We start from the raw sequence: 24,183 nt of genomic DNA, 5'->3' as shown, positions 1-24,183 counted from the left end.
CGGGTGCGGGACTATCTACTATCGCTATAGTAGGTAGCCGTGAACGGTCGACGGGACACGTTTGCACCCGGCTGAGCAGCGCATATCCAGGCTGTGAACGCAGAGGACGCCGCGCGTGCCGACGGTCCGCCGGCCGGTCGCGTCCGGCCGGAGAGCCGGCCGGACGACCGTCGTCACCAGGGACCGGCGATGCCCCCACCCGAGACCACGCCCCGCTCCGACTCCCCCGTCCTCAGCGTCATCGTGCCCGTCTACGGGGTCGAGGGGTATGTCCGCCAGTGCCTCGAATCGATCCTCGACCCGGCCGCCGCCGGAATCGAGGTCATCGCGGTGGACGACCGCTCCCCCGACAACTGCGGCGCGATCCTGGACGAGATGGCCGCGGCCGACCCCCGGCTCCGCGTCCGCCACCTGGACCGCAACGGCGGGCTCGGGCAGGCCCGCAACATCGGGCTCGACATGGCGGCGGGCGAGTACGTCTGGTTCTTCGACAGCGACGACCACGCGACCGAGGGCGCGGTCCGCGCGGTCCTGGACCGGCTGGCGAAGACCCGGCCCGACGTGCTGCTCGTCGACCACGAGCGCGAGCTGTGGGACGGCACCCGCGTGCCGAACTCCGGCGGCCGCCACTTCCGGGACCCGCCCGCGCCGGACTCCTTCCGGTGCGCGGACCGGCCGGACGTCCTGCGGATCATGATGGCGGCCTGGAACAAGGTGATCCGCCGCGAGTACCTGCTCGGCCTCGGGCTCCGCTTCAGCCCCGGCTACTACGAGGACCTCAACGTCACGTTCCCGCTGCTGATGGCGGCCGAGCGGCTGAGCCTGCTGGACCGGGTCTGCTACGTCTACCGGCAGCGCCGCTCCGGCGGCATCACGAGCAGCGCGAGCCGCCGCCACTTCGACGCCTTCGACCAGTACGAGCGGATCTTCGAGTTCATGGACGCCCGTCCCGGCACCGAGCCGTTCCGCGGCCTGATGTTCGACCGGGTGATCGGCCACGCGCTGATGATCCTGGAGCGGCAGGACCGGATCTCCCCGCCCGACCGCCGCGAGTTCTTCGGCCGGATCACCGAGTTCTCCCGGCGGCGCCGGCCGTCCGGGCGGCGCGTTTCCGGCGGGCGGCTGAAGGCCGTGAAGTACCGGCTGATCGACAGGGGCGCCTACGCGCCGTACCGGCTGGCCGTCACGCTGGCCAAGGCGCGGCGGCGCGGCGGCGCGCTGCCACGGACGGCCGTGCGGTTCGCGCGGCGCGGCAGGCGCACGGGCAGGCGGCTGCTCGGCCGCCTCTACTACCGCGTGCAACTGCGCATGCCCATCGACGAGAACCTGGTGGTGTACGCCGCGTACTGGTACCGCGGCGTCGCCTGCAACCCGGCCGCCATCTACGGGAAGGCCGCGGAGATGGCACCGCACCTGCACGGCGTCTGGGTGGTGAAGCCCGGAGCCGCAGGGCCCGTGCCGGACGGCGTGGACACCGTGGCGCCCGGCACGCTGCGGTATCTGAGGGTGCTGGCCCGGGCGAAGTACCTCGTCAACAACGTCACGTTCCCGAACGCGGTCATCAAGCGTCCCGGGCAGGTGCACGTGATGACCCAGCACGGCACCCCGCTGAAGAAGATGGGGCTGGACCAGATGGCGTTCCCCGTCGGCGCCAAGGGCCTCGACTTCAAGGCCCAGATCGCCCGCGCGGACCGCTGGGACTTCCTGCTGTCGTCCAACCCGCTGTCCAGCGAGGCCTGGCAGCGCGGGTTCCCCTGCCGCTACGAGCTGCTGGAGATCGGCTATCCGCGCAACGACCGGCTCGCCACGGCGACCCAGGACGAGCGGGCCCGGCTGCGCGCCCGGCTCGGTGTCCCCGAGGGCAAGAAGGCGGTCCTGTACGCCCCGACGCACCGGGAGTACCGCGACGGCTACCGGCCCATGTTCGACATCGACCGGTTCGCGCGCGAGCTCGGCGACGAGTACGTCCTGCTCCTTCGCCCGCACTACTACTATCCGGCGGCGGACGACGGCGGGGGCGACGACCGGGTCATGGACGTCTCCGGCCACCCGTCGGTCGAGGACCTCTGCATCGCCTCCGACGTGCTGCTGACCGACTATTCCTCGATCATGTTCGACTACGCCGTCCTGGAGGACCGGCCGATCGTCGTCCTCGCCAACGACTGGGAGACCTACCGGCTCACCAGGGGCGTCAACCTCGACATCACCGCCGCGCCGCCCGGCGTCCTCGCCCGCACCGAGGACGAGATGATCGAGGCGTTCCGGACCGGCGCGCCGTGGAGCGACACGGCGGCCAAGGCCCGCGACGCCTTCCGCGCCCGGTTCTGCCCCTGGGACGACGGCCGCGCGGCGGAGCGCGCCGTGGAGAGGATCTTCCTCAGCGGGACGTGACCCCCGCCGCCCGCGTCGCCGCCGCCTGACCGCCTTGGGAGCGGGCCTTAATGTGGCCGGATGGGGTTCGAGGATCGGCTGGAAGCGCACCGGGTGGAGCTGACCGCCCACTGCTATCGGATGCTCGCCTGCGCGGCCGAGGCCGAGGACGCCGTCCAGGAGACCTTCGTGCGCGCCTGGAAGAACGCCGGCCGGTTCGACGAGGGCCGGGCCGCCCTGCGCACCTGGCTGTACCGGATCGCCACCAACGTCTGCCTCGACATGGCCCGCGCCGTCCAGCGGCGCGCGCTCGCGATGGATCTCGGCCCGGCCGCGCAGGTCGGGAGCGCTCTCGGCGCGCCGCTGGATCCCGGCGCGTTCGTGCGGCCGGTGCCCGACCGGCTCGTGCTGCCGTCCGGCGGCGACCCGGCCGAGCTCGCCGTCCAGCGCGACGCGGTCAGGCTGGCGTTCGTCGCCGCCCTGCAGTCCCTGCCGCCGCGCCAGCGGGCGGTCCTCATCCTGCGCGAGGTGCTGAGCTGGTCGGCCGAGGAGACGGCCGCGCTGCTCGGCAGCAGTACCGCGGCGGTCAACAGCGCCCTGCAACGCGCGCGGGCGGCCTTGTCCGCACGGCGCCCGCCGGCCGGGGGCGGCGAGATCGACGAGGAGCTGCTCGACCGGTACGTCACGGCGTTCACCTCCTACGACGTCGACGGCCTGGTGGCGCTGCTCCACCGGGACGCCACCATGTCGATGCCGCCGTTCGCCTGGTGGCTCGGCGGCCGGGACGCGATCCGCACGGCCCTGCTCGGGGCGGGCGGAGCGTGCGCCGGCGACCGCCTGGTCCGCGCCGCGGCCAACGGGTCGGCCGCCTTCGCGCAGTACCGGGACGGGCGGGCGTTCGGCCTGGTCGTCATCGACGTCCGGGACGGGCTGATCGCCGCCATGACCACCTATCTCGACGCCTCGCTGTTCCCGGTGTTCGGGCTGCCGATGACTCCGGAGCCGCCGTCCCGTATGTAGTGCATGACCGACACCGTTCACATGTGGCATGCCGAGTACGGCACGGGCGCCCCCGTGGTCCTGCTGCACGGCGGGATGACCGACGGCCGCTGCTTCACCGGCAACCTCGACGGCCTCGCCGACGCCTTCCACCTCTACCTGCCCGACCGGCGCGGCCACGGCCGCACGCCCGACGCGCCCGGCCCGATCACCATCGAGATCATGGCGCGCGACACGATCGCGTTCCTGGACCGGGTGGTCGGCGGCCCCGCCCGCCTGGTGGGCTACAGCGCCGGCGGCAGCGTGGCGCTGCGGACCGCGATGCTCCGTCCCGACCTGGTCGAACGCCTCGTCCTGATCAGCACGGCCTACGACCTCGACGGGATGGTCTTCAGACCGTCGGCGGACGGGCCGATGCCGCCGCCGATCGTCGACGCCTACGCCGAGGTGTCCCCGGACGGCCGCGACCACTTCCCCGTCGTCGTCCGGAAGATCGCGGACGCGGCCGCGACCGAACCGGCCCCCGACCCGTCCGACCTGCGCGCGGTGAAGGCCCGCACGCTGGTCCTGGCGGGCGACGACGACCTCGTCACCCTCGACCACACGATCGCGCTCTACCGGGCGCTGCCCGCAGCCGAACTGGCCGTCCTGCCGAACGCCAGCCACCTGCTGCTGATGGAGCACCCCGAAACGGTGCGCGCCATGGTCCGGACCTTCCTGACCACCGACCCCGCGCCGACCTACATGCCCATCTCCCGCGCGGGCCACGCCCCGACGGCGTAGATGACGTGGCGGCCCGGCGCGGCGGCGGCTAGGAGACGGCTTCCAGCGGCAGGTCGCTGCCGCGCCAGGTGGCCGCCAGCTCCTCGATCGGCACGCCGAGCGCCTCGCCGAGGCGGACGATCGTGCCGAATCCGGGGGACGGCAGCCGTCCGGTCTCGATCTTGCGCAGGGTCTCCGGCGAGATGCCGGCCGCGTCCGCGACCTCCGCGAGGTCGCGTCCCCCTCGCGCGTGGCGCAGCAGGGCGCCGAGACGCCTGCCGGCTTCGATCTGCTCCGGTGTGAGCGGTTGGCGGACCATGCCCCCAGGATAGGGTTGGTATTACTATACCGGCAAGTGCTAAGGTTTCGGTATAGTAATACCAGCACCCTGGGACGTGAGGTACTCGTGATCGAACTGAAGACGCCGGCGGAGATCGAACGGATGCACGTGGCCGGGCGCTTCGTCGCCGAGGTGCTCTCCGAGATCGGCCGCGTCGCCGACGTGGGCGTGAACCTGCTGGACCTGGAGCAGCACGCGCGCGGCATGATCAAGCGGCGCGGCGCGGAGTCGTGCTACTGGGACTACGCGCCGTCCTTCGGCCGCGGCCCGTTCCGCAACGTCATCTGCCTGTCGGTCAACGACGCCGTCCTGCACGGCCTCCCCCACGACTACACGCTGCGCGACGGGGACGTGCTCAGCGCGGACATCGCCGTCGGCATCGACGGCTGGGTGGCCGACTCCGCGCGCACCGTCATCGTCGGCACCCCCGCCGAGGAGGACCTGCGGATCGTCCGCGCCACCGAGGAGGCGCTGGAGGCGGCGATCGAGATGGCGCGTCCGGGCAACCGCCTGGGCGACATCTCCGCCGCCATCTGGAAGGTGGCCAGCGACTACGGCTACCCGGTGAACACCGAGTTCGGCGGCCACGGCATCGGCCGCACCATGCACGAGGAGCCCCACGTCTCCAACAAGGGCCGGGCGGGCCGCGGCATGACGCTCCGGCCGGGGCTGACCCTCGCACTCGAACCCTGGCTCGCGCGGACGACCGACCGCATCGTCTACGACCCCGACGGCTGGACCATCCGGTCGGCCGACGGCTCGCGCACCGCCCACTCCGAGCACACGGTCGCCATCACCGAGGACGCTCCCCTCGTGCTCACCCGGCGCGAATCGGAGAACCCGGGCGGCTGATCCCGCCGGGCGGCCGCGAAGGGCCGCCGTGATCGACACCGGGCGAGGACGAGCGCGCAAGCCGATGCCGGCGTCCCTCCGCCCGCCATGGGGGAAGATGGCGGGTATGCGATCACCGACGGCCGCCGACGGCACCGGCGAGGACGACGCCGGCCGGTACCGGCGGCGCACCGCCCGCGTGCTGCTCGTGGACGACGCCGAACGCGTGCTGCTCTTCCGGTTCCCGCGCGTGCACCGCAGGCGGTTCCCGCCCGTGCACCGCAGGCCCAAGGCGGGCCACTGCTGGATCACCCCCGGCGGCGGCGTCGACGACGGCGAGACCCTCGCGGAGGCCGCCGCCCGCGAACTCCTCGAGGAGACCGGCCTGGTGGCCGCGCCCGGCGACCTGGGCCCCACCGTCGCCTTCTCGTCCGGGTACGCCGACTTCCCCGGATGGGTGCGCGGCATGTTCCGCGACGACTACTTCCTGTACCGGACGGCCGCGACCGACATCGACACCACCGGGTTCACCGACGTGGAGCGCCGCAGCATCAGCGAGTACCGCTGGTGGCCGATCGCCGAACTGGAGAACGCGCCCGAACCCGTCTACCCGCTGCGGCTGGCGGCCCTGCTCACCGCGCTGCTCACCGGCCCCGGCGGCGGCGAGCCCACGCAGCTCCCCTGGCACCACCCGTAGCCGGGGCTCGGCGAGCGCCCGGTGCACCGCGCCATGGCGCGTCCGGTCACTCGGATCCGGGAGCGGCCGGGCCTCCTCGCTCGCCGCCGGCCGGACGGACGAGGCCGTGGCCGTAGGCGAAGACGACCGCTTGGATCCGGTCGCGCAGGCCGAGCTTGGCGAGGATCCGCTTGACGTGGGTCGTGACGGTGGCCTCGGCGGCGTGGATCCGTCCGGCGATCTCCGCGTTCGACCGCCCGCGGGCCAGGTGGAGCAGCACCTCGTGCTCGCGCGCGGTGAGGCGGTCGAGGCGCCGCCGGACAGGGTCTCCGGCGGGCTGCGCTTGAGCAGGAATCCGCTGGCCCCGGCGCGCACGGCGGGGAAGACGTACTCGTCCAGCTCGAAGGTGGTCAGGACCAGCACGCGGGCCGGCAGGCCCCGGGCGGTGATCTCCGCGGTGGCCGTGACGCCGTCCTTGATCGGCATGCGGACGTCCATCAGCACGATGTCGGCGACCACGATGTCCTCCCGGTCCCGCAGCAGCCGCACGCGCACCGAGGTGGCCCACGCTCTACCGCGCGTCCGTTACCGCCTTCCTTACCGGCCGCCCCTTCCCGCGCCGGCCCGAAGGAGGCCGCCCGGCCGAGGGCCCGATGCCTCGGAAGGCATAGCGTCATAGCAATATTGATCTTCGACAGCATGCTCTGAACGTCATAGCGTTCCTGCTGTGCGCAGCCGCACATCCAGCGAAGGAGAGGCCGACATGCTGACACCCACGCAACGCGAGGCCGAAGAGGCCGAGATCCGAGGGCAGATCGACAAGATCATCGACGGGCTCCGCGCGAAGGATCTCGAAGCGCTGAAGCGGCCCTACGCGCCGGGCGTCGTGTCCTTCGACATCGAGCCGCCGCTGCAGCATCTGGGGGTTGAGGCCAAGCTCGAGAACTGGGCGAGAGTGTTCGCGGTCTTCGGCGACGTGACGTACGAGGTTCGCGATCTGGCGCTCACCGTCGGCGACGGGCTGGCGTTCGGGCACGCCTTCGCCCGTCTCAGCGGCACGCTCAAGGACGGGACGGCGGTGGACGGCATGTGGGTGCGGGTCACCTACTGCCTTCAGAAGATCGACGGGACCTGGCTGATCGTGCACGATCAGGTCTCGGTGCCGCTCGACGTCCCGACCGGCAGGGGCGTGGTCGACCTCGAACCCTGACCGCCCGCATCGGCGCACTCGCCGGCCCGGGACGGGCTGCGGCGTTCGAGGAGGACGACGTCGCGCCAGCGGCCGTGGTGGCGCCCGATCCGTTCCCGGACGCCGACCGCGCGGAAACCGGCCCGGGTGTGCAGGCGAAGGCTGGCGGTGTTCTCGGGGAAGACGCCGGACTGGACGGTCCAGATGCCGGCGCTCTCGGTGGAGTCGACGAAGGCGCGCAGCAGCGCCGAGGCGAGACCGCGGCCCCGGTGGTCGGGGTGGACGTAGACGCTGTGCTCGACGACCCCGGCGTACACGCACCGGTCGGAGACGGCGGAGGCGGCGATCCATCCCAGCACCGCCCCCGCCGTGGCGTCGGCCACGACATACCGGTGGCCGGGCAGCTTCGCGCGGTCGAAACGCTCCCAGCTCGGTGCGCTGGTCTCGAAGCTCGCGTCGCCGGTGTCGAGACCGGCCTGATAGATCGCCAGGACGCCGGCGGCGTCTTCGGAGCGCATGGGGCGGATGAGCGTGCCGGGCGGGGACGCCGGCTTCCCGGCCCGCACGATCGCCGAGTGCAGACCGGGCGCCGCCTGATGGTTCACCGTGACGGTGATCGTCGTGAATCCCGCGGCGAGCAGGTGGCGGCGGTACTCCTCGACGGTCAGGGTGCCCGCGGGGCAGCCGGCGTCCTGTTCGACGGCCGCGCGCCGGCCGGGGTCGAGGCCGGGCTCGGCGATGATGTCGCTGACGCCGAGGCGGCCGCCGGGGCGCAGGACGCGGAAGGCCTCCGCGAGCACGCGGGCCTTGTCGGCGGCGAGGTTGATGACGCAGTTGGAGATGACCACGTCCACGTCGGCGTCGTCGAGCGGGACGTGCTCGATGCGCCCGTGCAGGAAGCGGGCGTTGCCGACGCCGGCCTTGCGGGCGTTGGCGCGGGCGAGGGCGAGCATGTCCTCGCTGGCGTCCAGGCCGTAGGCGGTCCCGGCCGGGCCGACGCGGCGGGCCGACAGCAGCACGTCCAGGCCGCCGCCCGACCCGAGGTCGAGCACGGTCTCGCCGGGACGGAGGTCGGCGACGGCGAGGGGGTTGCCGCAGCCCAGGCTGGCGCGCAGCGCCGCCTCGGGCACTTCGTCCTCGGCCTGGTAGGCGGCGGCGCCGAAGCACGAATCGCCGCTCCCGCAGTCGTCCTGTGGTGTGTCACCGGCCAGAGCGGCTCGGGCGCGAGCGGAGTAACGAGCGACGATGGCGTCGGTGGCGGGCGTGCCGCCGGTGCCGGAATCGGGCATCAGTCGTCTCCCTCGGGCGGCTCTTCCTCGGGCGGGCAGGTCGGCGCGGCCGGTGCGGGACGTCCCATGACCAGGTCGGCGGCGGTGGGGAAGCACTCCACGCACGCGGTGTTGATCCGGTAGAAGCGGGCGGTGCCGTGCCGGTCGACCAGCACGAACCGGACCTCGGCCAGCACCTTGAGGTGCGCGGACACGGTCGACTGGCCGACGTGGACGGCGTCGACGATCTCGCCGACGTTCATCGGCCGTCCCTGCCGGGCGAGCAGGGACACGATCTGGACGCGGGTCGGGTCCGCCAGCGCCTTGAACCAGGACGCGTACTCGGTCGCCGTCGGCCGATCGAGCGGCCCGTTCGCCTCTTTCATCGTTAATCGACGATAGACGATGAAAGCGCCGCGGGAAAGAGGCGTGCGGCGGATACTCCCGGGCTCGCTCGACCGCGGCGCCTACCCGGGAGGCGGCTGGGCCGAGGTACGGCGGCGCAGGATCACCCATCGTCCTGCCAGGCCGATCGCGAACATGCCCACCCCGGCCACGACCGACGGCCAGGGCAGGGTGGCGACCAGGACGAGGCATCCGCCGGCGCCGAGCAGGTTGAGCGGGCGCGGCCAGCGGCGGTCGGACGCCGGCTGGGTGAACGCCGAGGCGTTCGCGATCGCGTAGTAGACGAGGACGCCGAAGGAGGAGAAGCCGATCACGCCGCGCAGGTCGGCGGTGGCCACCAGCACGCCGACCACGGCCGCCACGGCGACCTCGGCGCGGTGCGGGACCCGGTGGCGGGGATGGACGGCGGCGAGCCGGCCCGGCAGGTCGCGGTGGCGGGCCATGGCCAGGACGGTGCGTCCGATGCCGGCGATCAGCGCCAGCAGCGCGCCGAGCGCCGCCAGTGCGCCGCCCACCCGCACCACCGGCGCCAGACCGCCGGCGCCCGCGGTGTCGATGGCGGTGGCCAGCGGCGCGGTCGCGGAGGCGAGCCGGTGCGGCCCGGCGGCCAGCAGCGCCGCGGTCCCGACGGCCAGATAGACCGCCACGGTGATGAACAGCGCGATCGGGATCGCGCGGGGAATGGTGCGGCGCGGGTCGCGGACCTCCTCGCCCAGGGTGGCGATGCGGGCGTACCCGGCGAAGGCGAAGAACAGCAGGCCGGCGGCCTGAAGAACGCCGTAGGCGCCGCCGGAGCCCAGCGACGACCAGCCGCCCAGCCGCGCGGTGCCGGCGTGGCCGCCCACCGCGATCCCCGCGACCACGACGGCGAGGGCGATCAGGCTGGTGGCGACGAGCACGCGAGTGAGCAGGACGGTCTTTGTCACTCCGTGGTAGTTGAGCGCGGCCAGCCCCAGCACGGCCGCGACGGCCACGGCGCGCTGCGTCCACCAGGGACCGGGCACCGCGTAGGAGGCGAAGGTGAGCGCCATCGCGGCGCACGAGGCGGTCTTGCCGACCACGAAGCCCCACCCGGCGGTGAAGCCCCACCAGTCGCCGAGGCGTTCGCGGCCGTAGACGTACGTGCCGCCGGACGTCGGGTAGGCCGCCGCCAGCTGCGCGGAGGCGACCGCGTTGCAGTAGGCGATCACCGCGGCGATCACCAGCCCGATCAGCAGCCCCGTCCCGGCGGCGCGCGCGGCGGGGCCGAACGCGGCGAACACCCCCGCCCCGATCATCGACCCGAGCCCGATCACCACCGCGTCCCCGGTCCCCAGCCGGCGCGCGAGGGCACCGCCGCCGGGCGGTGCCGCCGACGTCCCGGCGGTCCCGGGCCCCGGGAGTGGTCCAGACGGCATCGCCGGCTCCAACCGCTATTCCATCAAACTGGTTTGATGTATCGTGCCGAGCATGCGGTCACCGAGTCAAGCCGTCCCGGGGCACGGCGCGCCCGGCGCGGGCGGAGCGGGCGGAGCGGGTCACGACGTGCCGGAGTTCGTGCGCCTGGCCGCCCACCCGGTGCGCTGGCGGCTGCTGACCGCACTCGCCACCGGCGACCTGCGGGTTCGGGAACTCATGGCGCGGGCCGACGCACCGCAGAACCTGGTGTCCTACCACCTGCGGCTGCTGCGCGAGGGCGGCCTCGTCACCGCGACCCGCAGCAGTTTCGACGGCCGCGACAGCTACTACCGCCTCGACCTGGACCGCTGCGCGCACGCCCTCGCCGCGACCGGGGCCGCCCTGCATCCGGCGCTGCGCGGCCTCGTCGCGCCCCCGACGCTCCCGGACGCGCGGCACCACCGGCCCCCGTGCGAAGTGCTGGTGGTGTGCACGGGCAACAGCGCCCGCTCACCGATCGCCGAAGCGCTGCTGCGCCACCACTCCGCCGGACGCGTGAACGCGATCAGCGCCGGCACCCGCCCCAAGGCCGCCCTGCATCCCGGCGCGGTGCGGGTCCTCCGCGAGAAGTACGGCATCGACATCGCCGGCCAGCGGCCCCGGCACCTGGACGCCCTGCACGGCCGCCGGTTCGACTATGTGATCACCCTGTGCGACAAGGCCCGGGAGGTCTGTCCCGAGTTCGACGGCCTTACGCGGCGGATCCACTGGAGCATCCCCGATCCCGCCACTCCACCCGATCCCACTGCTTCGTCCGATCCCACCGGTCCGGACGACCGGGGCCGCGAGGCCGAGGAGGCCGCCTTCGCCCGCGCGGCCGCCGACATCGACACGCGCGTCCGCTACCTGCTGCCCGTCCTCGCCCTCGCATCGGAGGCCCGCCCATGACGGCGACCGACCAGTACGCCAGCGTCCGCTACCTCGTCGACGACGTCCAAGCGGCCGTCGACTTCTATACCGGCCACCTCGGCTTCGCCCTCCGCCACAGCGCCGCGCCCGCCTTCGCCGACGTGGTGCGCGGACCGCTGCGGCTGCTGCTGTCCGGCCCCGCCAGCTCCGGCGCCCGCGCCACTCCCGCCGACACCGCCGACGCCGGCCGCAACCGCATCCACCTGATCGTCGACGACCTGGACACCGAGATCGCCCGCCTCCGCGCGGCGGGCGTCGCGTTCCGCGGCGACGTCGTCTCCGGCCCGGGCGGACGCCAGATCCTGCTCAGCGACCCGGCGGGCAATCTCGTCGAGGTGTTCCAACCCGCCGCACGGCCCGCCGCGTCGCGCCCCTAGCCCGTCGCGGCGGCCATCGGCGGCGTGCGGCGCCGCCGGGCGGCGGCTCTGCACGTCACGGCGACTCCGCCGGAAGGAGTTCGGTGAGCAGGGCGCGCACCCGCGCGTCGATCTCGTCGCGGATCGGCCGCACCTGCTCGACCGGCCGCCCGGCGGGATCGTCGAGCCGCCAGTCGAGGTAGCGCTTGCCGGGGAAGACGGGGCAGACGTCGCCGCAGCCCATGGTGATGACGACGTCGGCGGCCCGGACGGCGTCGCCGGTCAACGGCTTCGGGAACTCCGTGGACAGGTCGAGACCGATCTCGGCCATCGCCTCGGCGACGGCGGGATCGACGGCGCCGGCGGGCGCGGACCCGGCCGAGCGGACGCGGACGCGCCCGGCGGCGTGGTGGTCCAGCAGGGCGGCGGCCATCTGGGAACGCCCGGCGTTGTGAACGCACACGAACAGCACCTCGGGCACGCCGGCGGCCTCGGTCACGGGGCCTCCCCCGAGGCGGGGCGGCGGCCCGGTCCGGTGCCGGTCACGAGACGGCCGCCGCGGTGGCGCGCGGCCCGAGGATCGCCGACAGCCGTTCCAGGACGCCGGGGTTGAGCCAGTAGTAGACCCAGGTCCCGCGCCGCTCGGAGCCGATCAGACCGGCCTGCCTGAGGACCTTCAGGTGGTGGCTGATCGTGGGCGCCGTGAGGTCGAACGCCGCGGTCAGGTCGCACACGCACGCCTCGCCGCCCTCGTGGCAGGCGATCAACGACAGCAGCCGCAGCCGGACGGGGTCGGCGACCGCCTTGAACAGCGGCGCCAGCTCGGCCGCCTCGGTCTCGCTCAACGGCTCGCGGACCAGGGGCGCGCAGCACGCCCCCTCGGCGTCGGCGGGGTTCACGATCGGCAACCGCTGCTTGGACATGCATCTAATTTGACATCCATCTATTCAGAGATGCAAACTCGGCCCGTCGGCTACTTAGATGCTCATCTAAACAGCGTTCACCGGGGCGCCCGCCGACCGGCGGGCGGCCGGCACCGCCCACGACCCGAGGGGAACCGCATGTCCCGCGTCCAGCTCGCCCTGCGCGTGTCCGACCTGGAGGGCTCGATCGCCTTCTACTCCAAGCTGTTCGGCGCCGAGCCGGCCAAGCTCCGGCCCGGCTACGCCAACTTCGCCATCGCCGAGCCGCCGCTCAAGCTCGTCCTGATCGAGGGCGAGGACGGCGAGCCGACCCGCATGGACCACCTCGGCGTCGAGGTCGAGGACTCCGGGCTCGTCAACGACGCGGCACGGCGGCTCGCCGGCGCCGGGCTCGCCACGCTGGAGGAGAACGGCACCTCGTGCTGCTACGCGCTCCAGGACAAGGTCTGGGTCCACGGCCCCGGCGGCGAACCCTGGGAGGTCTACACGGTCAAGGCCGACGCCGGCACCCTCGCCAAGGCCGGTGACTCCGCCTGCTGCACGACCGGCGAGAAGGCGGGCGACGACGAGCCTTCCCGGTCCGCCACCGGGTCGAGTTGTTGCTGAATCCCCGGTCAGGCGGTCGGCCGCGGCAGGCCGCTCCGGTCGCGCGGCCCGGCCGCAGCCGGGCCACTGCCGGGCCACTGCCGGGCCACTGCCGGGCCACTGCCGGGCCACTGCCGGGCCACTGCCGGGCCGCGGTCATCCGTTGCCCGGCCGGTGGGCGGTGCCGAGGATCTGCGGAGCGGCGGGGAACGGCATGCCGGTGTCGGAGTGCTGGAGCGTTTCGAGGTCGTCGATGACGAAGCCCGCGTTCGCGATCGCCGCCGCGGTGTCGCGGCTCGTGTGGCAACCGCCGCTGACGATCGGCCACACGGTGGCGTCCGCGAGGCGCTGCATGCGCCGGCGGGCGGGCTCGCCGGCCTGGACGTGCTCGAAGAACCGGAGCTGCCCGCCGGGCCGCACGACACGGAAGAGCTCGGCGAGGGCGTTCGCCGGGTCGGGCACCGTGCACAGCACCAGGCAGGCCACGACGGCGTCGCAGGACCGGTCGTCGGCGGGCAGCCGGTCGGCGAGGCCGTCGACGACCTCCACCGGCACCGGTGCCCGCCGTGCGGCGGTGGTGGCCACCCGCCGCAGCCGGGCCTCCGGTTCGACGGCCAGGACGCCGGTGACCTCGGCCGGATAGTGATCGAAGTTGGCGCCGGCGCCGGCCCCGACCTCCAGGACGCGTCCGGAGAGGCCGTGCAGGAGCCTCGTCCGGTACCGGCCGAGGCCGCGTTCCATCAGCGGTGACATGCGCGCGTAGAACCGCGCGAAGATCGGATGCCGCACAGGCGGCGGCGCTCCCGGTCCGGACATCGTTCGCTCCCCCTCGAGTCCTCGCTGAACGACCCCGTCCTTCCTCACTATGCCGGGTGCCGTTCGGCGCGGCGCCTCCGCGTCTACTCGGCGGGCGGGGCGATTCCGGTGAAGGCGAGGTCGACGATGGCGTTGATGTGGTCGGTGTCGGCGGCGCGGGGGGTGAGCAGCCGGCGGTAGTAGGCGGCGCCGTAGAGCAGTTCGGTGACCAGGTCCGGATCGGCGTCGGCCCGGACCTGGCCTTCGCGCTGCGCGATCCTGATGCGGTCGGCGGCGGCGCCCGCCAGGTGGCCGATGAAGCTGTCCCACAGGGCCCGGTGGATCTCGGGATCGTGCTGGGCCTCGCCGATCAGCGCGCGGTAGTGGGGGAAGACGTCCGGGTCCCCGAGGATGCGCGAGGCCGCCGCCATCTGCGTCTTGATGTCGGCGACGAAGTCGCCGGTGTCCGGGAACGTCGCGTCCGTCCTCCAGGTGGTCAGCAGCCCGTCCAGCAGCACGGCGGCCTTGGACGGCCACCAGCGGTAGATCGTGTTCTTGCCGACGCCGGCGCGGGCGGCGATGCCCTCGATGCTGAGTTTGCGGTACCCCACCTCCTGACACAGCTCCATGGCGGCCTGGACGACGGCTTTGGCCGCCTCTTCACTGCGGCGATCGGGACGTCTCGGGGACATGGGCCCAGCATACCGTCTAGGCGATACGGAACGTTCCGTGTTGACTTGGTTCGCGGGCCCCGGCATCCTGAAGCGGCACGGAACGATCCGTGCCGCCAGTAAAGGACAAGGCCGATGAAGGTTGAGATCACCCACGACATCGCCTGCAGCTGGTCGGCGCTCGGCTACGCCCGCTTCCGCCGGGCCGCCGAGGAGCACCGGGCCGGCGGCGGCGCGTTGACGGTGGTCTTCAGGCCGTACCAGACCGCCGTCCGTTCAGCGGGGACGCCGCTGGACGGCGGCCCGTCCCCGCTCGCCCCCACCGCGCGCGCCGAGCAGATCGCGCGGGCGGCGGCCGCCGACGGGCTGGTGATGAGGACGGACCGGATCGTGCCCGCCGACACCTCCCGCGCCCATCGGCTCATCGCGCTGGCGGCCGCGCACGGCAGGGCGGAGGAGATGGCCGCCCGCCTGTACCGCGCCCACTTCACCGACGGTCTGGACATCGCGGACGCGGGCGTGCTGCGGAGCCTGGCATGCGCCGTCGGCGTGCCCTGGGACGCCGGGAAGGACGGCGAGCGGCCCCGTGCGGATCTCGCGCCGTCCGGCCCGCCGGTGCCGGTCTTCCGGTTCCCGGACGGGACCCTCCTCGTCGGAGCCGTGTCGCTCGCGGCGCTGCGGGGCGAACTGAAGCGGGCGGCCCTGCGCACCGCCGCCGCCTGATCCCCGAACGGCCCGGCGCAGCCGTGGCCGGAAAAAAATCTCAGATCGCCCCGATCCGACCGATGAGTTCGCTCGGCATGCCCGGTCTCTCCTACGAACACAGCGCCTCGTACAAAGACGAAAGGGCAAGCAGATGAGCATCACCGGCTACACCACCGCTCCGTCGACGACCGCCACGACCTCGCCCCGCGCCGTCGCGCTGTGGCGCACCGGCGGGCTCGCCGCCGTCGCCGCCGCGGTGGCCACGACGGGCATCGCCGCCGTCGCCGACGCCGCCGGGATCTCCCTGGACGTCGACGGCGAGCCGATCCCGCTGCTCGGCTTCACCCAGCTGACCCTGGTGTGCTCCGCGATCGGCATCGTCCTGGCCGTGGCGCTGCGGCGCTGGGCCGCGACGCCCAAGCGCACGTTCCTGGTGGCCACCGCCGCTCTCACGGCGCTGTCGTTCGCGCCCGACCTCCTCGTCCCGGCGGCGCCGTCGACCCGGGCCGTCCTCATGCTGACCCACCTGGTGGCCGCGGCGATCGTCGTCCCGCTCGTCGCCGGCCGCCTGCCCGCCGCCCGCACCCGCTGACCCCGCGGAGGGACGCCGCGTCCGCGACCCGGACCCCACAGCCCCATCACCCGGCAGGGAGATGGGGCCCGCGGCCGTGACCGGGCGGCCGGGGCCCGCCCTGACGGGTCAGTGCCCGGGGATCAGTCCGGCGACGACGTCGATGTGCTCGACGGTGGGCGGCTCCGCGAACAGGTCCGCGCCGGCGGCTCGCAGGGCCGGCAGGTTGGCCTCCAGATGGGCCCGGCGGTCGGCGTCGTCGGCGAACGCGTCGTAGATCGCGAACGTCGTCGGTCCGAGCCGTAGCGCGAACCAGACGACGGCTTTCCCCTCCTCGCGCACGATCTCCACCACGTCCTTGAACCTCGCCTCCACCTCGTCGACCTTGTCCGGCCTGGCCTCGACGCGGATGAACAGTCCCACGGTGACCATCGGGGCGCCCCTCACTTCTGTAGTGATCGTTTGAAAAGTACGCTACCCCACATCTGTATCGATCGCTATAGAATGTCGGGCATGAGGACGGGACGCCCCCGGTCGTTCGACCGCGACCGGGCACTGGAGGACGCGATCGCCGTGTTCTGGGAGCACGGCTACGACGCCACGTCGGTCGCCATGCTCACCAAGGCGCTCGGCATCGGCGCGCCGAGCCTCTACGCGGCCTTCGGCGACAAGCGCGCCCTGTTCCTGGAGGCCCTCGACCGCTACCTGGGCACCTACGCCGCGTTCACCCGGCGCGCGCTCGCCGAGGAGACCGGCGCCCGCGACGCCGTCCGGCGCCTGCTGCACGAGGCGGCCGCCGCCTACACCCGGCCCGGCCTCCCGCACGGCTGCATGCTGATCAGCGCGGCCACCAACTGCTCTCCGCAGTCCGCCGACGTCGCCGCGCACCTGCGCGATCTGCGCGAAGCGGGCACCCGCGCGCTCGAAGACGTACTCCGGGCCGCCGTCCGGACCGGCGAACTCCCCGCGCACACCGACGCCCGCGGGCTTGCCTCCTTCTACGCCGCCGTCATGCAAGGCATGTCCGCCCGGGCCCGTGACGGCGCCGCGCAGAGCGAGCTGGAGCAGATCGCCGAGACGGCCCTCCGGGCGTGGCCCGACGCCCGCCGATCCTGACGGCGGGGACGACCACGATCGTGACGGCGGGGACGCCCGCGTCGGTCAACGTACCGAGGCGCGACGGGCCACCCCGCTCACCTTTTCTCCGTTTCGGTAGGACTACCGAAACGGAGAAAAGGGCTCAGAAGTGCGCTGAATGCCGGGTTACAGTCGCGTTGCCACGAGAATCGAACGGCAAGGGGGCTTCGCCGGATCTCGCGAGCGGGCACCATGACCACGAATTCACGCAGCGGGGGGAAACATGCTGGGTCGTGAATACAGCGGTGAACAGGGCGGTCTCACCGCGGAGCAAATCGCGTCGCTGACGATAGAGGGGCGGGGCGGCCAGCCACGGGAGGCGGGGAATCCCGGCGTCGTTCTCGGAGCGTCCGTTCACGAGGGCGTGTGGGTATCGGCGAAGACCGGGCAGCCGATCCACATGCGCATGGACCTGGCGGACTCCGCCACCGGCGCCCTCATGCCGCGTCCCACCATGCGGGTGTTCACGGGCGTCGCCGCCGCCACCGACGTCGTCGCGCTCACGACCGCCGACGGCGCGGCATGGCTCGCGGTCGCCCGCGGCCCGGGCGCCCCGACCCGCTTCGGGTTCACGATCGCACTGCCCGAGGGGCTGGCGCTGGAGCCGATGCCGTCCGGCGGGCTCGACTTCATGCACCCGCATTACGGCGCGACCGTCGGCAGGCTCTACAGGCCGTGGGCGAGCGACGCGATGTACCGCCCGTTGCCCGCGGAGTACCACGTCCGGGAACCGGCGGCCCTGACGGTGAGCGTGGACTCCGCCGGTGCCGCGTACCCGTTCGTCGTCGGCGTCGTCTACGGCAGCTCTCCGCGCTGATCAGGGTCGGCCGGCGGCCGCGGCCGGGCGGGACGGCATGAACAGCGCGCTGACGTTGGCGATGACGCGCCCGCCGGCCGCGAACGTCGCCGTCCCCGCGGCGAGCCGCCGTCCGGTACGCGTCGGGACGACGGCTATGTCGACCCAGTCGCCCTCCCTGGCGGTCCCGACCATGTCGCAGGACAGGTTGACGGTGATGAGCGGTGTCGGCGGGTCCGTCCGGACGGCCAGGGCGTGCCCGATCACCACGTCGCCGACGGAGGCGATCACCCCGCCGTGCAGCAGCCCGCGGGCGTTGGTCTTGGGGCCCTCGACGAGGAATCGGGCGCGCAGCGGGTCGTCGCGGTGGCGCAGGAAGCCGCCGATGGCGGTGAGCAGCGGGCTCGGCCGGTCGTAGGGGACGAAGTCGGGGCGTGCGTCGGTCACGGTGCCTCCTCGGCGGCGGCACGGGGGTCGCGGGACGCGGTCGCGGCGAGGCCGCGCAGCGTCGCGGTGACCGTCAGGCGGAAGCGCCGGTCGGCCGCCTCCGGACCGCCGCCCAGCAGTCCGGAGGAGTCCAGGGCCAGCAGCCCCTGGACCGTCGCGAACAGGCCGATGGCCGCGTCCCGGGCCGAGCCGGGGGCGCGGTCGGGCCCGAGGACGGCCGCGACCCGGCCGACGACGATCGCGTGGATCTCCTCGGCGGCGCGGGCGTCGGACGCGCCGGGGCGGAACTCGGCGAACGGCCGGGAGAACATCACCTCGTGCAGGTGCGGGGCGCGGCGGGCGAACGACCGGACGGCGAGCGCCAGTTCGAGCACGTCCGCCTCGGGGTCGCCGGTGGGCTCCAGGGCGCGCAGGTCCGCCGCCAGCCGCGCGAAGCCGTCGGCGAACAGCGCGCGGGCCAGTCCGGCCTTGCCGCCGAACAGCTCGTTCACCGCCGCCAGCGACGTTCCCGCCCCGGCGGCGACCGCCCGGGTGGTCACCGCTCCGGCGCCGCCCGTCTCCAGCAGCCGCCCGGCGGCCGCCAGCACGTCGCCGCGCATCGCCTCGGTCCGCGTCTTCCGCCGTCCCACGCCGCCACCCTACCTCTTTTCGGATCAGTGATCCGAAAAGCGCGGGGCCCGGACGGGGGGTTCACCAGGAGCCGCCTCCCCCGCCGCCGTCACCGCCGCCGACCCCTCCCCCGCCTCCATCGCCGCCGAAACCGCCGATGGGGCCGTGGCTCGACCCGCCCCATCCGGACCTGGTCCGCCGGGTCGGGGAGAGCGTCCGGGGCAGCGTCCCCTGGGTGCGCTTCGCCTTCCGCGCGGACGCGTCGACGAACACCGTCGCGACCTCGGCGAAGCGGTCCTGGAGTCCCTTCTCCGGGCCGTCGTCGGTGTACCACTCGGGTGGGCCGCCCCGTCGCGCGACGTACCTGCGGAGGATCCCCGCGTATCGCCGCGCCACCGCGAACGGGAGGTCCTCGGCGTCCGGCACGTCCTTGATCACGAGGCCCCCGGTGTAGCGGTCCGCCTCGTCCCTGAGCTGCTGAGCACGGCGGGTGAAGAGGTCGATGCGCCGCGAGCGCACCCAGACGACCGGGGCCGCCACGAGCAGGGCCGCGCCCCAGGCCGTCACGTCCGTCACGGCGCCGCCGACGACCGGGCCGTAGACCAGGCACAGGACCCCGGCCACACCCAGCAGCACCGACGCGAACCGCAGCAGGGGCACGCCCGCCGACCAGGGCCGCCGCCAGCCGTGCGCGTCGACGGCATCCTCCACCAGCGGACGCAGGCGCCGGGCCAGCCCGAGACCGTCGACGTCCTCGGCGGCGGCCTCGTCGCCGCCGGAGAACACCTCGTCGAGGAACGCCTTCTCGTAAGGCCGCAGGTCCGCGCCGTCGCGGGGGCCGGTCAGCCGGAGCCGCGGCCCGCCGCCGGCCGGCCGGGTGATCCTCAGGTGCCCGCGAGCGGCGAGGTCCACGGCGATGCTCGCGCCGAGGTCGGCTCCGCCGGCCTCGGCGGCCCAGTCGGTGCACAGGACGGTGAGTTCCGCGGGCACGGCGGCGGGGACCGCCGCGGCGGAGTCCATGCCCGCCCAGTGGAGGGGGCGCAGGAACACCACCACCTCGGCCGCGACGGCGAGCAACGCCGCCGGGACCGCGAGCCAGCCGAGCGCGCCGACCCGCCAGCCGCCCTCCCCGGACGGCTGCGGCCGCACCGCGCCGTGCGGCAGCACTGCCCGGACGGTGATGCCCTGCCCCGCTTCCAGCCGCTGCCCGAAGGCCGCGCTGCCCTGCCCGGTGTTCCACGCGCCGGCGCACGGCGCGGTCGAACCGCGGGGCCCGGCGTAGCAGGCCAGGGACCGGTAGGCGGCCGGCGCCCGGAGCAGGACGGTCGCCACGTCGATCGGGACCTTCCATTCGGTGCCGACCGCGTTCCAGTCCAGGACGTCCGACCGGACGGCGTGCTTCGCGGTGTAGTCGAGCGTGTAGGTGTGCACGCCGGTGACCAGCGTGGACGGGTCGCCGATCCGCACGTCCACGGCGCCCTTGGAGCGGGTGACGGACCGTCCGGCCGGCGCGTCGGGGCTGCCGGTGCGCACGTTCCCGATCGACGCGCGACCGGTCCGGATGCGCCGCTCGATGCCGTGCCGGCGCGCGCCCCCGAAGTCGTAGACGATCCTCTCCTGGACATGGAGGACACCGTCCCGGTCCACCGCCAGATCGACCGCGTACGACCGGATGCGCTCCTGCACGGGCGCCGCCGACGCCGCCGGGGCGAGGAAGAGGAGCGCGAGGCAGGCCGCCGCCGCGCCGAGCAAGATCCGCCGCATACGTCGTACGACTCCGGAAACGGGCGCCCGGTTCTGCCCGGCCCTACCCGGCGGCCCGGTCCGCTCCGCCCGCACGCCCGGGCCGTCCATCCGGCCTATGACGGAACGCGTTCCTCCGGGTGCGGTCGGGCACCGCCCGGCGGGCCGATCACCTCCGGCCGCCGCTAAACCTGAGAAATGTCGATCATGGGCGAGGCGTCCGTCATCGAAAGTTCACAAGTGATCGACCGCTGATTATCAAGGTCTTGCGGGGAGCGTGAAGGGAGGAGCAATACTAGTCGCCGGGTTCATTCCCGCCCCCCACGGGACTTCACCGCGAAGGGACGTGATACCGCAGGTCAGCCGGTTTCGATAAAGCCGTTTCAGCCATTGCTTCAATGCGTGTCCCCAGCATGCCCGAAGAAAGGGAGAAAACCGTGAACCGTCTCGTCGACCGGATTCTCGACCGGATCGCGCCCAAGGCGACCGCGTCCGCCTGCAGCGGCGGCTACTTCTGCAACGCCGCCGGCCACCCGGGCTACTGGTACCGCTTCTGCTGCCTGGACAGCGGCTGCCAGTGGACCAAGATCCGCAGCTCCTGCTGACCCGACCCAGGGACGGGTCCGGGCGGCGGCGGCGCGCACCGCGGGCCGCCGCCGCCCGGCGCCCGAGGCCCGCCGTCCGGCGCCCGGAAAGAAGGAGCGCGGGACGCGGGCGGGCTCCTGTCCACCCCCTTCGACGAGATCGATCGACCTGTTCGCGAGGAGTTCCCGATGCCCTACCTGGTGGCGGCCGTGGTGTTGCTCGGCGTGGCCTGCCTGCTGAACATGCTGCTCACGATGGGGATCCTGCGGCGGCTGCGGGCCGACGCCGGCCGCCCCGCCGCGGCGGACCTGCCGTTCGAGCTGGGGCCGGGCGCGTCCATCGGGGAGTTCGCCGCCGTGACGACGGACGGCGAGCCGGTGGATCACGACGTCCTCGGCGGCGTCGTCGCGTTCCTGTCCGCCGACTGCCCGGCCTGCCACGACCTGCTGCCCGAGCTCGTCGAGCGGGCCCGCCGGCTCGACCGCGACGACGTGCTGGTGGTGGTCGGCGGGGACGACCCGGAGACCGTGCGGACGCTGAACCCGGTGGCGCGGGTCGTCGCGGCCGAGGCCGACGGCGGGCCGGTGGCGCGGGCGTTCCGCAACACCTGGACCCCGGCGCTGTACCTGGTCGGCGACCGGCGGGTCCTCGCCACGGCGGGACGGGTCGGCGACCTGCCCGACCCGCCGGGGGCGCGGCGGCCGTCCGGGCAGGCCGCCGGCAGGCACTGAGCGGTGGGCGACTCCCCCGCCGGCGGCATGCGCGTCGGCGCCGCCGGCCTGTGGGCCGCCGCCGTGCGGGCCGTCGCGCTCATCCTGCGGTCGGCCAGGGTCGGCGCGCCGCTCTTCGTCGTCCTGACGCTCGCCGCGTCCGCGGCGCCGGTCGCGACCGCGTGGCTGACCAAGACGGTGATCGACCGGCTGACGACCCCGCACGGCGCGGTCGGCGGGCCGGCGCTCGGGCTGGCCGCGACCGGGCTCGCCGCGGCGGCCCTGCCGGTGGCCGTCCACTACCTGAGGGCGCAGATCGGCCGGTCCGCCGGCCTGGCCGGGACCGACCGGCTGTTCGCCGCGGCCGAGCGGCAGGTCGGGCTGCGCAACTTCGAGGACCCCGCCTACCAGGACCGGCTCAGGCTCGCCCAGGAGGGCGTCGGCCGGGTCCCCGAGATCGTGGACGGCATCGGCGGCGGCCTCGGCGGCGCGGCGTCCCTGCTCGGCTTCCTCGGCTCCCTGCTCCTGATCAGCCCGGCCATGACCGCCGTCGTCCTCATCGCCGCGGTCCCCGCGCTCGCCGCCGAGATCCTGCTCACCCGGCGCCGGTCGGCGATGGAGTGGAGCATCGAGCGGTACCACCGCCGCGAGTACTTCTACGGGCAGCTCCTCACCGGGACGGCCGCCGCCACCGAGATCCGCCTCTTCGGCATCGGCGCGTTCCTGCGCGGGCTGATGATGCGGGAGCGGCGGAGCGCCAACGCCGAGAGCCGGCGGATGGACCTGCGCGAGCTCCGGACGCAGGGCGGGCTCACGGTCATGAGCGCGGCGGCCGCCGGGGCCGGGCTGTGGTGGGCGGTCACGGCGGCGCGGCGCGGCGAGATCGGCATCGGGGACGTGTCCATGTTCCTCGCGGCGGTCGTCGGCGTGCAGGGGGCGCTCGGGACGCTCACCGCGGCGATCTCCGGAGGGCAGGCCCGGCTGCTGGCCTTCACCCACTTCATCGCCGTCACCGACGCCGAGCCCGACCTGCCGAAGGCGCTGGACGGGGAGGCGCCGCCGCTGCGAAAGGGCATCGAACTGCAGGACGTCTGGTTCCGCTACAGCGACGACCATCCGTGGGTGCTGCAAGGCGTCGACCTGACGATCCCGCAGGGAAGCGCCGTCGCGCTCGTCGGCCTCAACGGCGCCGGGAAGAGCACCCTCGTCAAGCTGCTCTGCCGGATGTACGACCCGACCAAGGGCCGGATCCTCTGGGACGGCGTCGACCTGCGCGACATCCCGCCCGCGCGGCTGCGCGAGCGCATCAGCGCGGTGTTCCAGGACCACATGAACTACGACATGACGGCCGGTGAGAACATCGCGCTCGGCGACCTCACCGCGCTCGGCGACCAGGACCGCCTCCGGCGGGCGGCCGTCCGGGCGGGCATCGACGGCACGCTCTCCTCGCTGTCGCGCGGCTACGACACCCCGCTCACCCGGATGTTCGTGCTCGGGGCGGACCAGGACGACCCGGTGACCGGCGTCGTGCTGTCCGGCGGGCAGTGGCAGCGGCTCGCGCTGGCCCGCGCGCTGGTGCGGGAGGGCCGGGACCTGATGATCCTCGACGAGCCCAGCTCGGGCCTCGACCCCGAGGCCGAGCAGGAGGTCCACGCCCGCATGCGGGAGCACCGCGAGGGCCGCACCAGCCTGCTGATCTCCCACCGGCTCAGCGCCGTCCGCGACGCCGACCGCATCGCGGTCCTGCGGGACGGGCGGATCGTCGAGCACGGGACGCACGACGCGCTGCTCGCGGCGGACGGCGGCTACGCCCGGCTCTTCCGCATGCAGGCCGCCGGCTACCAGCAGGAGGTGCCGTGACGCTCGCGCGCTCCGCCGCGGGAACGCTGATGGCCGCCGGGCTGCTGGCGCTGGCGGTCCGCCGCGTCCTCATCGTCACGACCGTGGACGGCGCGAGCATGGAACCGGGCCTGCGGTCCGGCGGCCGCGTGCTCGTCCGCAGGACGAGGCGCGCCCGCCGCGGCCAGGTGGTGCTCTTCTGGGCCGCGGACGGGCAGGACGGGACGGACGGGAACGGGCGTCCGGCCGCCCGGCGAGGGACCCTGCTCCTCAAGCGGGTCGTGGCCGTGCAGGGCGACACGCTCCCCGCCGACTGGGCCGACCCGGATGTGGAAGGGATCGCCGGAACCACCGTGCCGCGCGGCTCCCTGGTGGTCCTGGGCGACAACCGTCCGACGAGCTGGGACTCCCGGCACTACGGGTACGTCTCCAGCGACCGGCTCGTAGGCGTCGTGATCCGCGCACTGCCCGCTCCCACCGCCAGGTAGCGGTGGTTGCTCTGGCCGAACACGGCGTCGATGGCGA

29 protein-coding genes and 1 pseudogene are annotated in these 24,183 nt (G+C 73.9%); 17 read left to right on the top strand and 13 right to left on the bottom strand.

Annotated features, from left to right (window positions below; genetic code table 11):
- Window positions 1-189: 189 nt before the first annotated feature.
- The 3 genes from amrb99_RS02625 to amrb99_RS02615 are packed head-to-tail and all read left to right on the top strand — an operon-like array spanning window position 190 to window position 4,152.
- Entirely contained in the window at window positions 190-2,391 is a 2,202-nt protein-coding gene (locus amrb99_RS02625; protein WP_190851719.1) for a bifunctional glycosyltransferase family 2 protein/CDP-glycerol:glycerophosphate glycerophosphotransferase, read from the top strand.
- Between the two features lie 60 nt (window positions 2,392-2,451).
- Entirely contained in the window at window positions 2,452-3,390 is a 939-nt protein-coding gene (locus amrb99_RS02620; protein ID WP_190851716.1) for an RNA polymerase subunit sigma-70, read from the top strand.
- Between the two features lie 3 nt (window positions 3,391-3,393).
- Complete coding sequence (locus amrb99_RS02615; protein ID WP_190851714.1) at window positions 3,394-4,152, top strand: alpha/beta hydrolase; 759 nt, start codon at window positions 3,394-3,396, stop codon at window positions 4,150-4,152.
- Window positions 4,153-4,180: 28 nt separating this feature from the next.
- Here the strand turns inward: amrb99_RS02615 and amrb99_RS02610 are convergent, their stop codons facing one another.
- On the bottom strand, window positions 4,181-4,450 hold the full coding sequence (locus tag amrb99_RS02610) for a helix-turn-helix transcriptional regulator (protein ID WP_190851711.1): 270 nt from the start codon (window positions 4,448-4,450) through the stop codon (window positions 4,181-4,183).
- An 87-nt stretch (window positions 4,451-4,537) separates the two neighbouring features.
- On the opposite strand from amrb99_RS02610, the gene map reads away from it, so the two are divergent.
- Window positions 4,538-5,323 (top strand): type I methionyl aminopeptidase, encoded by a 786-nt coding sequence (gene map / locus amrb99_RS02605; protein WP_190851709.1) that lies wholly within the window; start codon window positions 4,538-4,540, stop codon window positions 5,321-5,323.
- Between the two features lie 106 nt (window positions 5,324-5,429).
- Entirely contained in the window at window positions 5,430-5,999 is a 570-nt protein-coding gene (locus tag amrb99_RS02600; RefSeq protein WP_190851707.1) for an NUDIX domain-containing protein, read from the top strand.
- 46 nt (window positions 6,000-6,045) lie between these two features.
- On the opposite strand, the pseudogene amrb99_RS02595 reads toward amrb99_RS02600, so the two are convergent.
- Window positions 6,046-6,533 (bottom strand): annotated as a pseudogene (locus amrb99_RS02595) (response regulator transcription factor).
- 208 nt (window positions 6,534-6,741) lie between these two features.
- Between amrb99_RS02595 and amrb99_RS02590 the strand changes: the two are divergent.
- Complete coding sequence (locus amrb99_RS02590) at window positions 6,742-7,188, top strand: nuclear transport factor 2 family protein (RefSeq protein ID WP_190851705.1); 447 nt, start codon at window positions 6,742-6,744, stop codon at window positions 7,186-7,188.
- Here the strand turns inward: amrb99_RS02590 and amrb99_RS02585 are convergent.
- From amrb99_RS02585 to amrb99_RS02575, 3 genes are all read right to left on the bottom strand, one after another.
- Window positions 7,128-8,456: a GNAT family N-acetyltransferase gene (locus tag amrb99_RS02585; RefSeq protein ID WP_190851703.1), complete on the bottom strand. Its 1,329-nt coding sequence runs from the start codon at window positions 8,454-8,456 to the stop codon at window positions 7,128-7,130. The genes amrb99_RS02590 and amrb99_RS02585 overlap by 61 nt on opposite strands.
- Complete coding sequence (locus tag amrb99_RS02580) at window positions 8,456-8,821, bottom strand: metalloregulator ArsR/SmtB family transcription factor (RefSeq protein WP_190851701.1); 366 nt, start codon at window positions 8,819-8,821, stop codon at window positions 8,456-8,458. Before amrb99_RS02580 ends, amrb99_RS02585 begins: the two co-directional genes overlap by 1 nt.
- Before the next feature lie 81 nt (window positions 8,822-8,902).
- Complete coding sequence (locus amrb99_RS02575) at window positions 8,903-10,237, bottom strand: APC family permease (protein ID WP_190851698.1); 1,335 nt, start codon at window positions 10,235-10,237, stop codon at window positions 8,903-8,905.
- Window positions 10,238-10,289: 52 nt separating this feature from the next.
- Here amrb99_RS02575 and amrb99_RS02570 point away from each other — a divergent pair, with 52 nt between their 5' ends.
- Together amrb99_RS02570 and amrb99_RS02565 are read left to right on the top strand one after the other, a co-directional pair.
- A complete protein-coding gene (locus amrb99_RS02570; RefSeq protein ID WP_190851696.1) occupies window positions 10,290-11,165 on the top strand; it encodes an ArsR family transcriptional regulator in 876 nt (291 codons plus the stop codon).
- Entirely contained in the window at window positions 11,162-11,563 is a 402-nt protein-coding gene (locus amrb99_RS02565) for a VOC family protein (protein ID WP_190851693.1), read from the top strand. Before amrb99_RS02570 ends, amrb99_RS02565 begins: the two co-directional genes overlap by 4 nt.
- Before the next feature lie 55 nt (window positions 11,564-11,618).
- On the opposite strand, the gene amrb99_RS02560 is transcribed toward amrb99_RS02565, so the two are convergent.
- Together amrb99_RS02560 and amrb99_RS02555 are read right to left on the bottom strand one after the other, a co-directional pair.
- Window positions 11,619-12,041, bottom strand: a complete 423-nt coding sequence (locus amrb99_RS02560; protein ID WP_347256501.1) for an arsenate reductase ArsC — start codon at window positions 12,039-12,041, stop codon at window positions 11,619-11,621.
- A 43-nt stretch (window positions 12,042-12,084) separates the two neighbouring features.
- Window positions 12,085-12,465: a metalloregulator ArsR/SmtB family transcription factor gene (locus tag amrb99_RS02555; RefSeq protein ID WP_190851691.1), complete on the bottom strand. Its 381-nt coding sequence runs from the start codon at window positions 12,463-12,465 to the stop codon at window positions 12,085-12,087.
- Window positions 12,466-12,603: 138 nt separating this feature from the next.
- Between amrb99_RS02555 and amrb99_RS02550 the strand changes: the two genes are divergently transcribed.
- Window positions 12,604-13,071, top strand: a complete 468-nt coding sequence (locus tag amrb99_RS02550; protein ID WP_190851688.1) for an ArsI/CadI family heavy metal resistance metalloenzyme — start codon at window positions 12,604-12,606, stop codon at window positions 13,069-13,071.
- Between the two features lie 135 nt (window positions 13,072-13,206).
- Here amrb99_RS02550 and amrb99_RS02545 read toward each other — a convergent pair whose 3' ends face one another.
- Window positions 13,207-13,866 (bottom strand): class I SAM-dependent methyltransferase, encoded by a 660-nt coding sequence (locus amrb99_RS02545; RefSeq protein ID WP_190851686.1) that lies wholly within the window; start codon window positions 13,864-13,866, stop codon window positions 13,207-13,209.
- 83 nt (window positions 13,867-13,949) lie between these two features.
- A complete protein-coding gene (locus tag amrb99_RS02540) occupies window positions 13,950-14,537 on the bottom strand; it encodes a TetR/AcrR family transcriptional regulator (protein ID WP_190851685.1) in 588 nt (195 codons plus the stop codon).
- A gap of 114 nt (window positions 14,538-14,651) precedes the next feature.
- Between amrb99_RS02540 and amrb99_RS02535 the strand changes: the two genes are divergently transcribed.
- Together amrb99_RS02535 and amrb99_RS02530 are read left to right on the top strand one after the other, a co-directional pair.
- Window positions 14,652-15,239, top strand: coding sequence for a DsbA family protein (locus amrb99_RS02535; RefSeq protein WP_190851683.1), 588 nt, complete (start codon window positions 14,652-14,654; stop codon window positions 15,237-15,239).
- A 133-nt stretch (window positions 15,240-15,372) separates the two neighbouring features.
- On the top strand, window positions 15,373-15,813 hold the full coding sequence (locus tag amrb99_RS02530) for a DUF6069 family protein (protein ID WP_190851675.1): 441 nt from the start codon (window positions 15,373-15,375) through the stop codon (window positions 15,811-15,813).
- A gap of 108 nt (window positions 15,814-15,921) precedes the next feature.
- On the opposite strand, the gene amrb99_RS02525 is transcribed toward amrb99_RS02530, so the two are convergent.
- Window positions 15,922-16,224, bottom strand: coding sequence for an antibiotic biosynthesis monooxygenase (locus amrb99_RS02525; protein WP_190851673.1), 303 nt, complete (start codon window positions 16,222-16,224; stop codon window positions 15,922-15,924).
- An 81-nt stretch (window positions 16,225-16,305) separates the two neighbouring features.
- On the opposite strand from amrb99_RS02525, the gene amrb99_RS02520 reads away from it, so the two are divergent.
- Together amrb99_RS02520 and amrb99_RS02515 are read left to right on the top strand one after the other, a co-directional pair.
- Window positions 16,306-16,908 carry a TetR/AcrR family transcriptional regulator gene (locus amrb99_RS02520; RefSeq protein ID WP_241755171.1) on the top strand — a complete coding sequence of 201 codons (603 nt, stop codon included), beginning with the start codon at window positions 16,306-16,308 and terminating at the stop codon, window positions 16,906-16,908.
- A 427-nt stretch (window positions 16,909-17,335) separates the two neighbouring features.
- Complete coding sequence (locus amrb99_RS02515) at window positions 17,336-17,746, top strand: hypothetical protein (protein ID WP_190851670.1); 411 nt, start codon at window positions 17,336-17,338, stop codon at window positions 17,744-17,746.
- Here amrb99_RS02515 and amrb99_RS02510 read toward each other — a convergent pair whose 3' ends face one another.
- The 3 genes from amrb99_RS02510 to amrb99_RS02500 form a co-directional block, all read right to left on the bottom strand.
- Window positions 17,747-18,172, bottom strand: a complete 426-nt coding sequence (locus amrb99_RS02510; RefSeq protein WP_190851668.1) for a PaaI family thioesterase — start codon at window positions 18,170-18,172, stop codon at window positions 17,747-17,749. It lies immediately after the preceding gene.
- Window positions 18,169-18,801 carry a TetR/AcrR family transcriptional regulator gene (locus amrb99_RS02505; protein WP_190851666.1) on the bottom strand — a complete coding sequence of 211 codons (633 nt, stop codon included), beginning with the start codon at window positions 18,799-18,801 and terminating at the stop codon, window positions 18,169-18,171. Before amrb99_RS02505 ends, amrb99_RS02510 begins: the two co-directional genes overlap by 4 nt.
- A gap of 61 nt (window positions 18,802-18,862) precedes the next feature.
- On the bottom strand, window positions 18,863-20,545 hold the full coding sequence (locus tag amrb99_RS02500) for a DUF2207 domain-containing protein (protein ID WP_190851664.1): 1,683 nt from the start codon (window positions 20,543-20,545) through the stop codon (window positions 18,863-18,865).
- A 416-nt stretch (window positions 20,546-20,961) separates the two neighbouring features.
- On the opposite strand from amrb99_RS02500, the gene amrb99_RS02495 reads away from it, so the two are divergent.
- From amrb99_RS02495 to amrb99_RS02480, 4 genes are all read left to right on the top strand, one after another.
- A complete protein-coding gene (locus amrb99_RS02495) occupies window positions 20,962-21,129 on the top strand; it encodes a hypothetical protein (RefSeq protein WP_190851661.1) in 168 nt (55 codons plus the stop codon).
- Between the two features lie 168 nt (window positions 21,130-21,297).
- Entirely contained in the window at window positions 21,298-21,840 is a 543-nt protein-coding gene (locus tag amrb99_RS02490; RefSeq protein WP_190851659.1) for a TlpA family protein disulfide reductase, read from the top strand.
- A 3-nt stretch (window positions 21,841-21,843) separates the two neighbouring features.
- Window positions 21,844-23,679, top strand: a complete 1,836-nt coding sequence (locus amrb99_RS02485; protein WP_347256500.1) for an ABC transporter ATP-binding protein — start codon at window positions 21,844-21,846, stop codon at window positions 23,677-23,679.
- Window positions 23,676-24,146, top strand: coding sequence for a S26 family signal peptidase (locus tag amrb99_RS02480; RefSeq protein WP_206699761.1), 471 nt, complete (start codon window positions 23,676-23,678; stop codon window positions 24,144-24,146). Before amrb99_RS02485 ends, amrb99_RS02480 begins: the two co-directional genes overlap by 4 nt.
- The last annotated feature ends 37 nt before the right edge of the window (window positions 24,147-24,183 follow it).

Origin of the sequence: Actinomadura sp. RB99 (assembly GCF_014706005.1) — a bacterium.
GTDB lineage: Bacteria > Actinomycetota > Actinomycetes > Streptosporangiales > Streptosporangiaceae > Spirillospora.
This window is presented reverse-complemented; position numbering and strand designations above follow the sequence as displayed.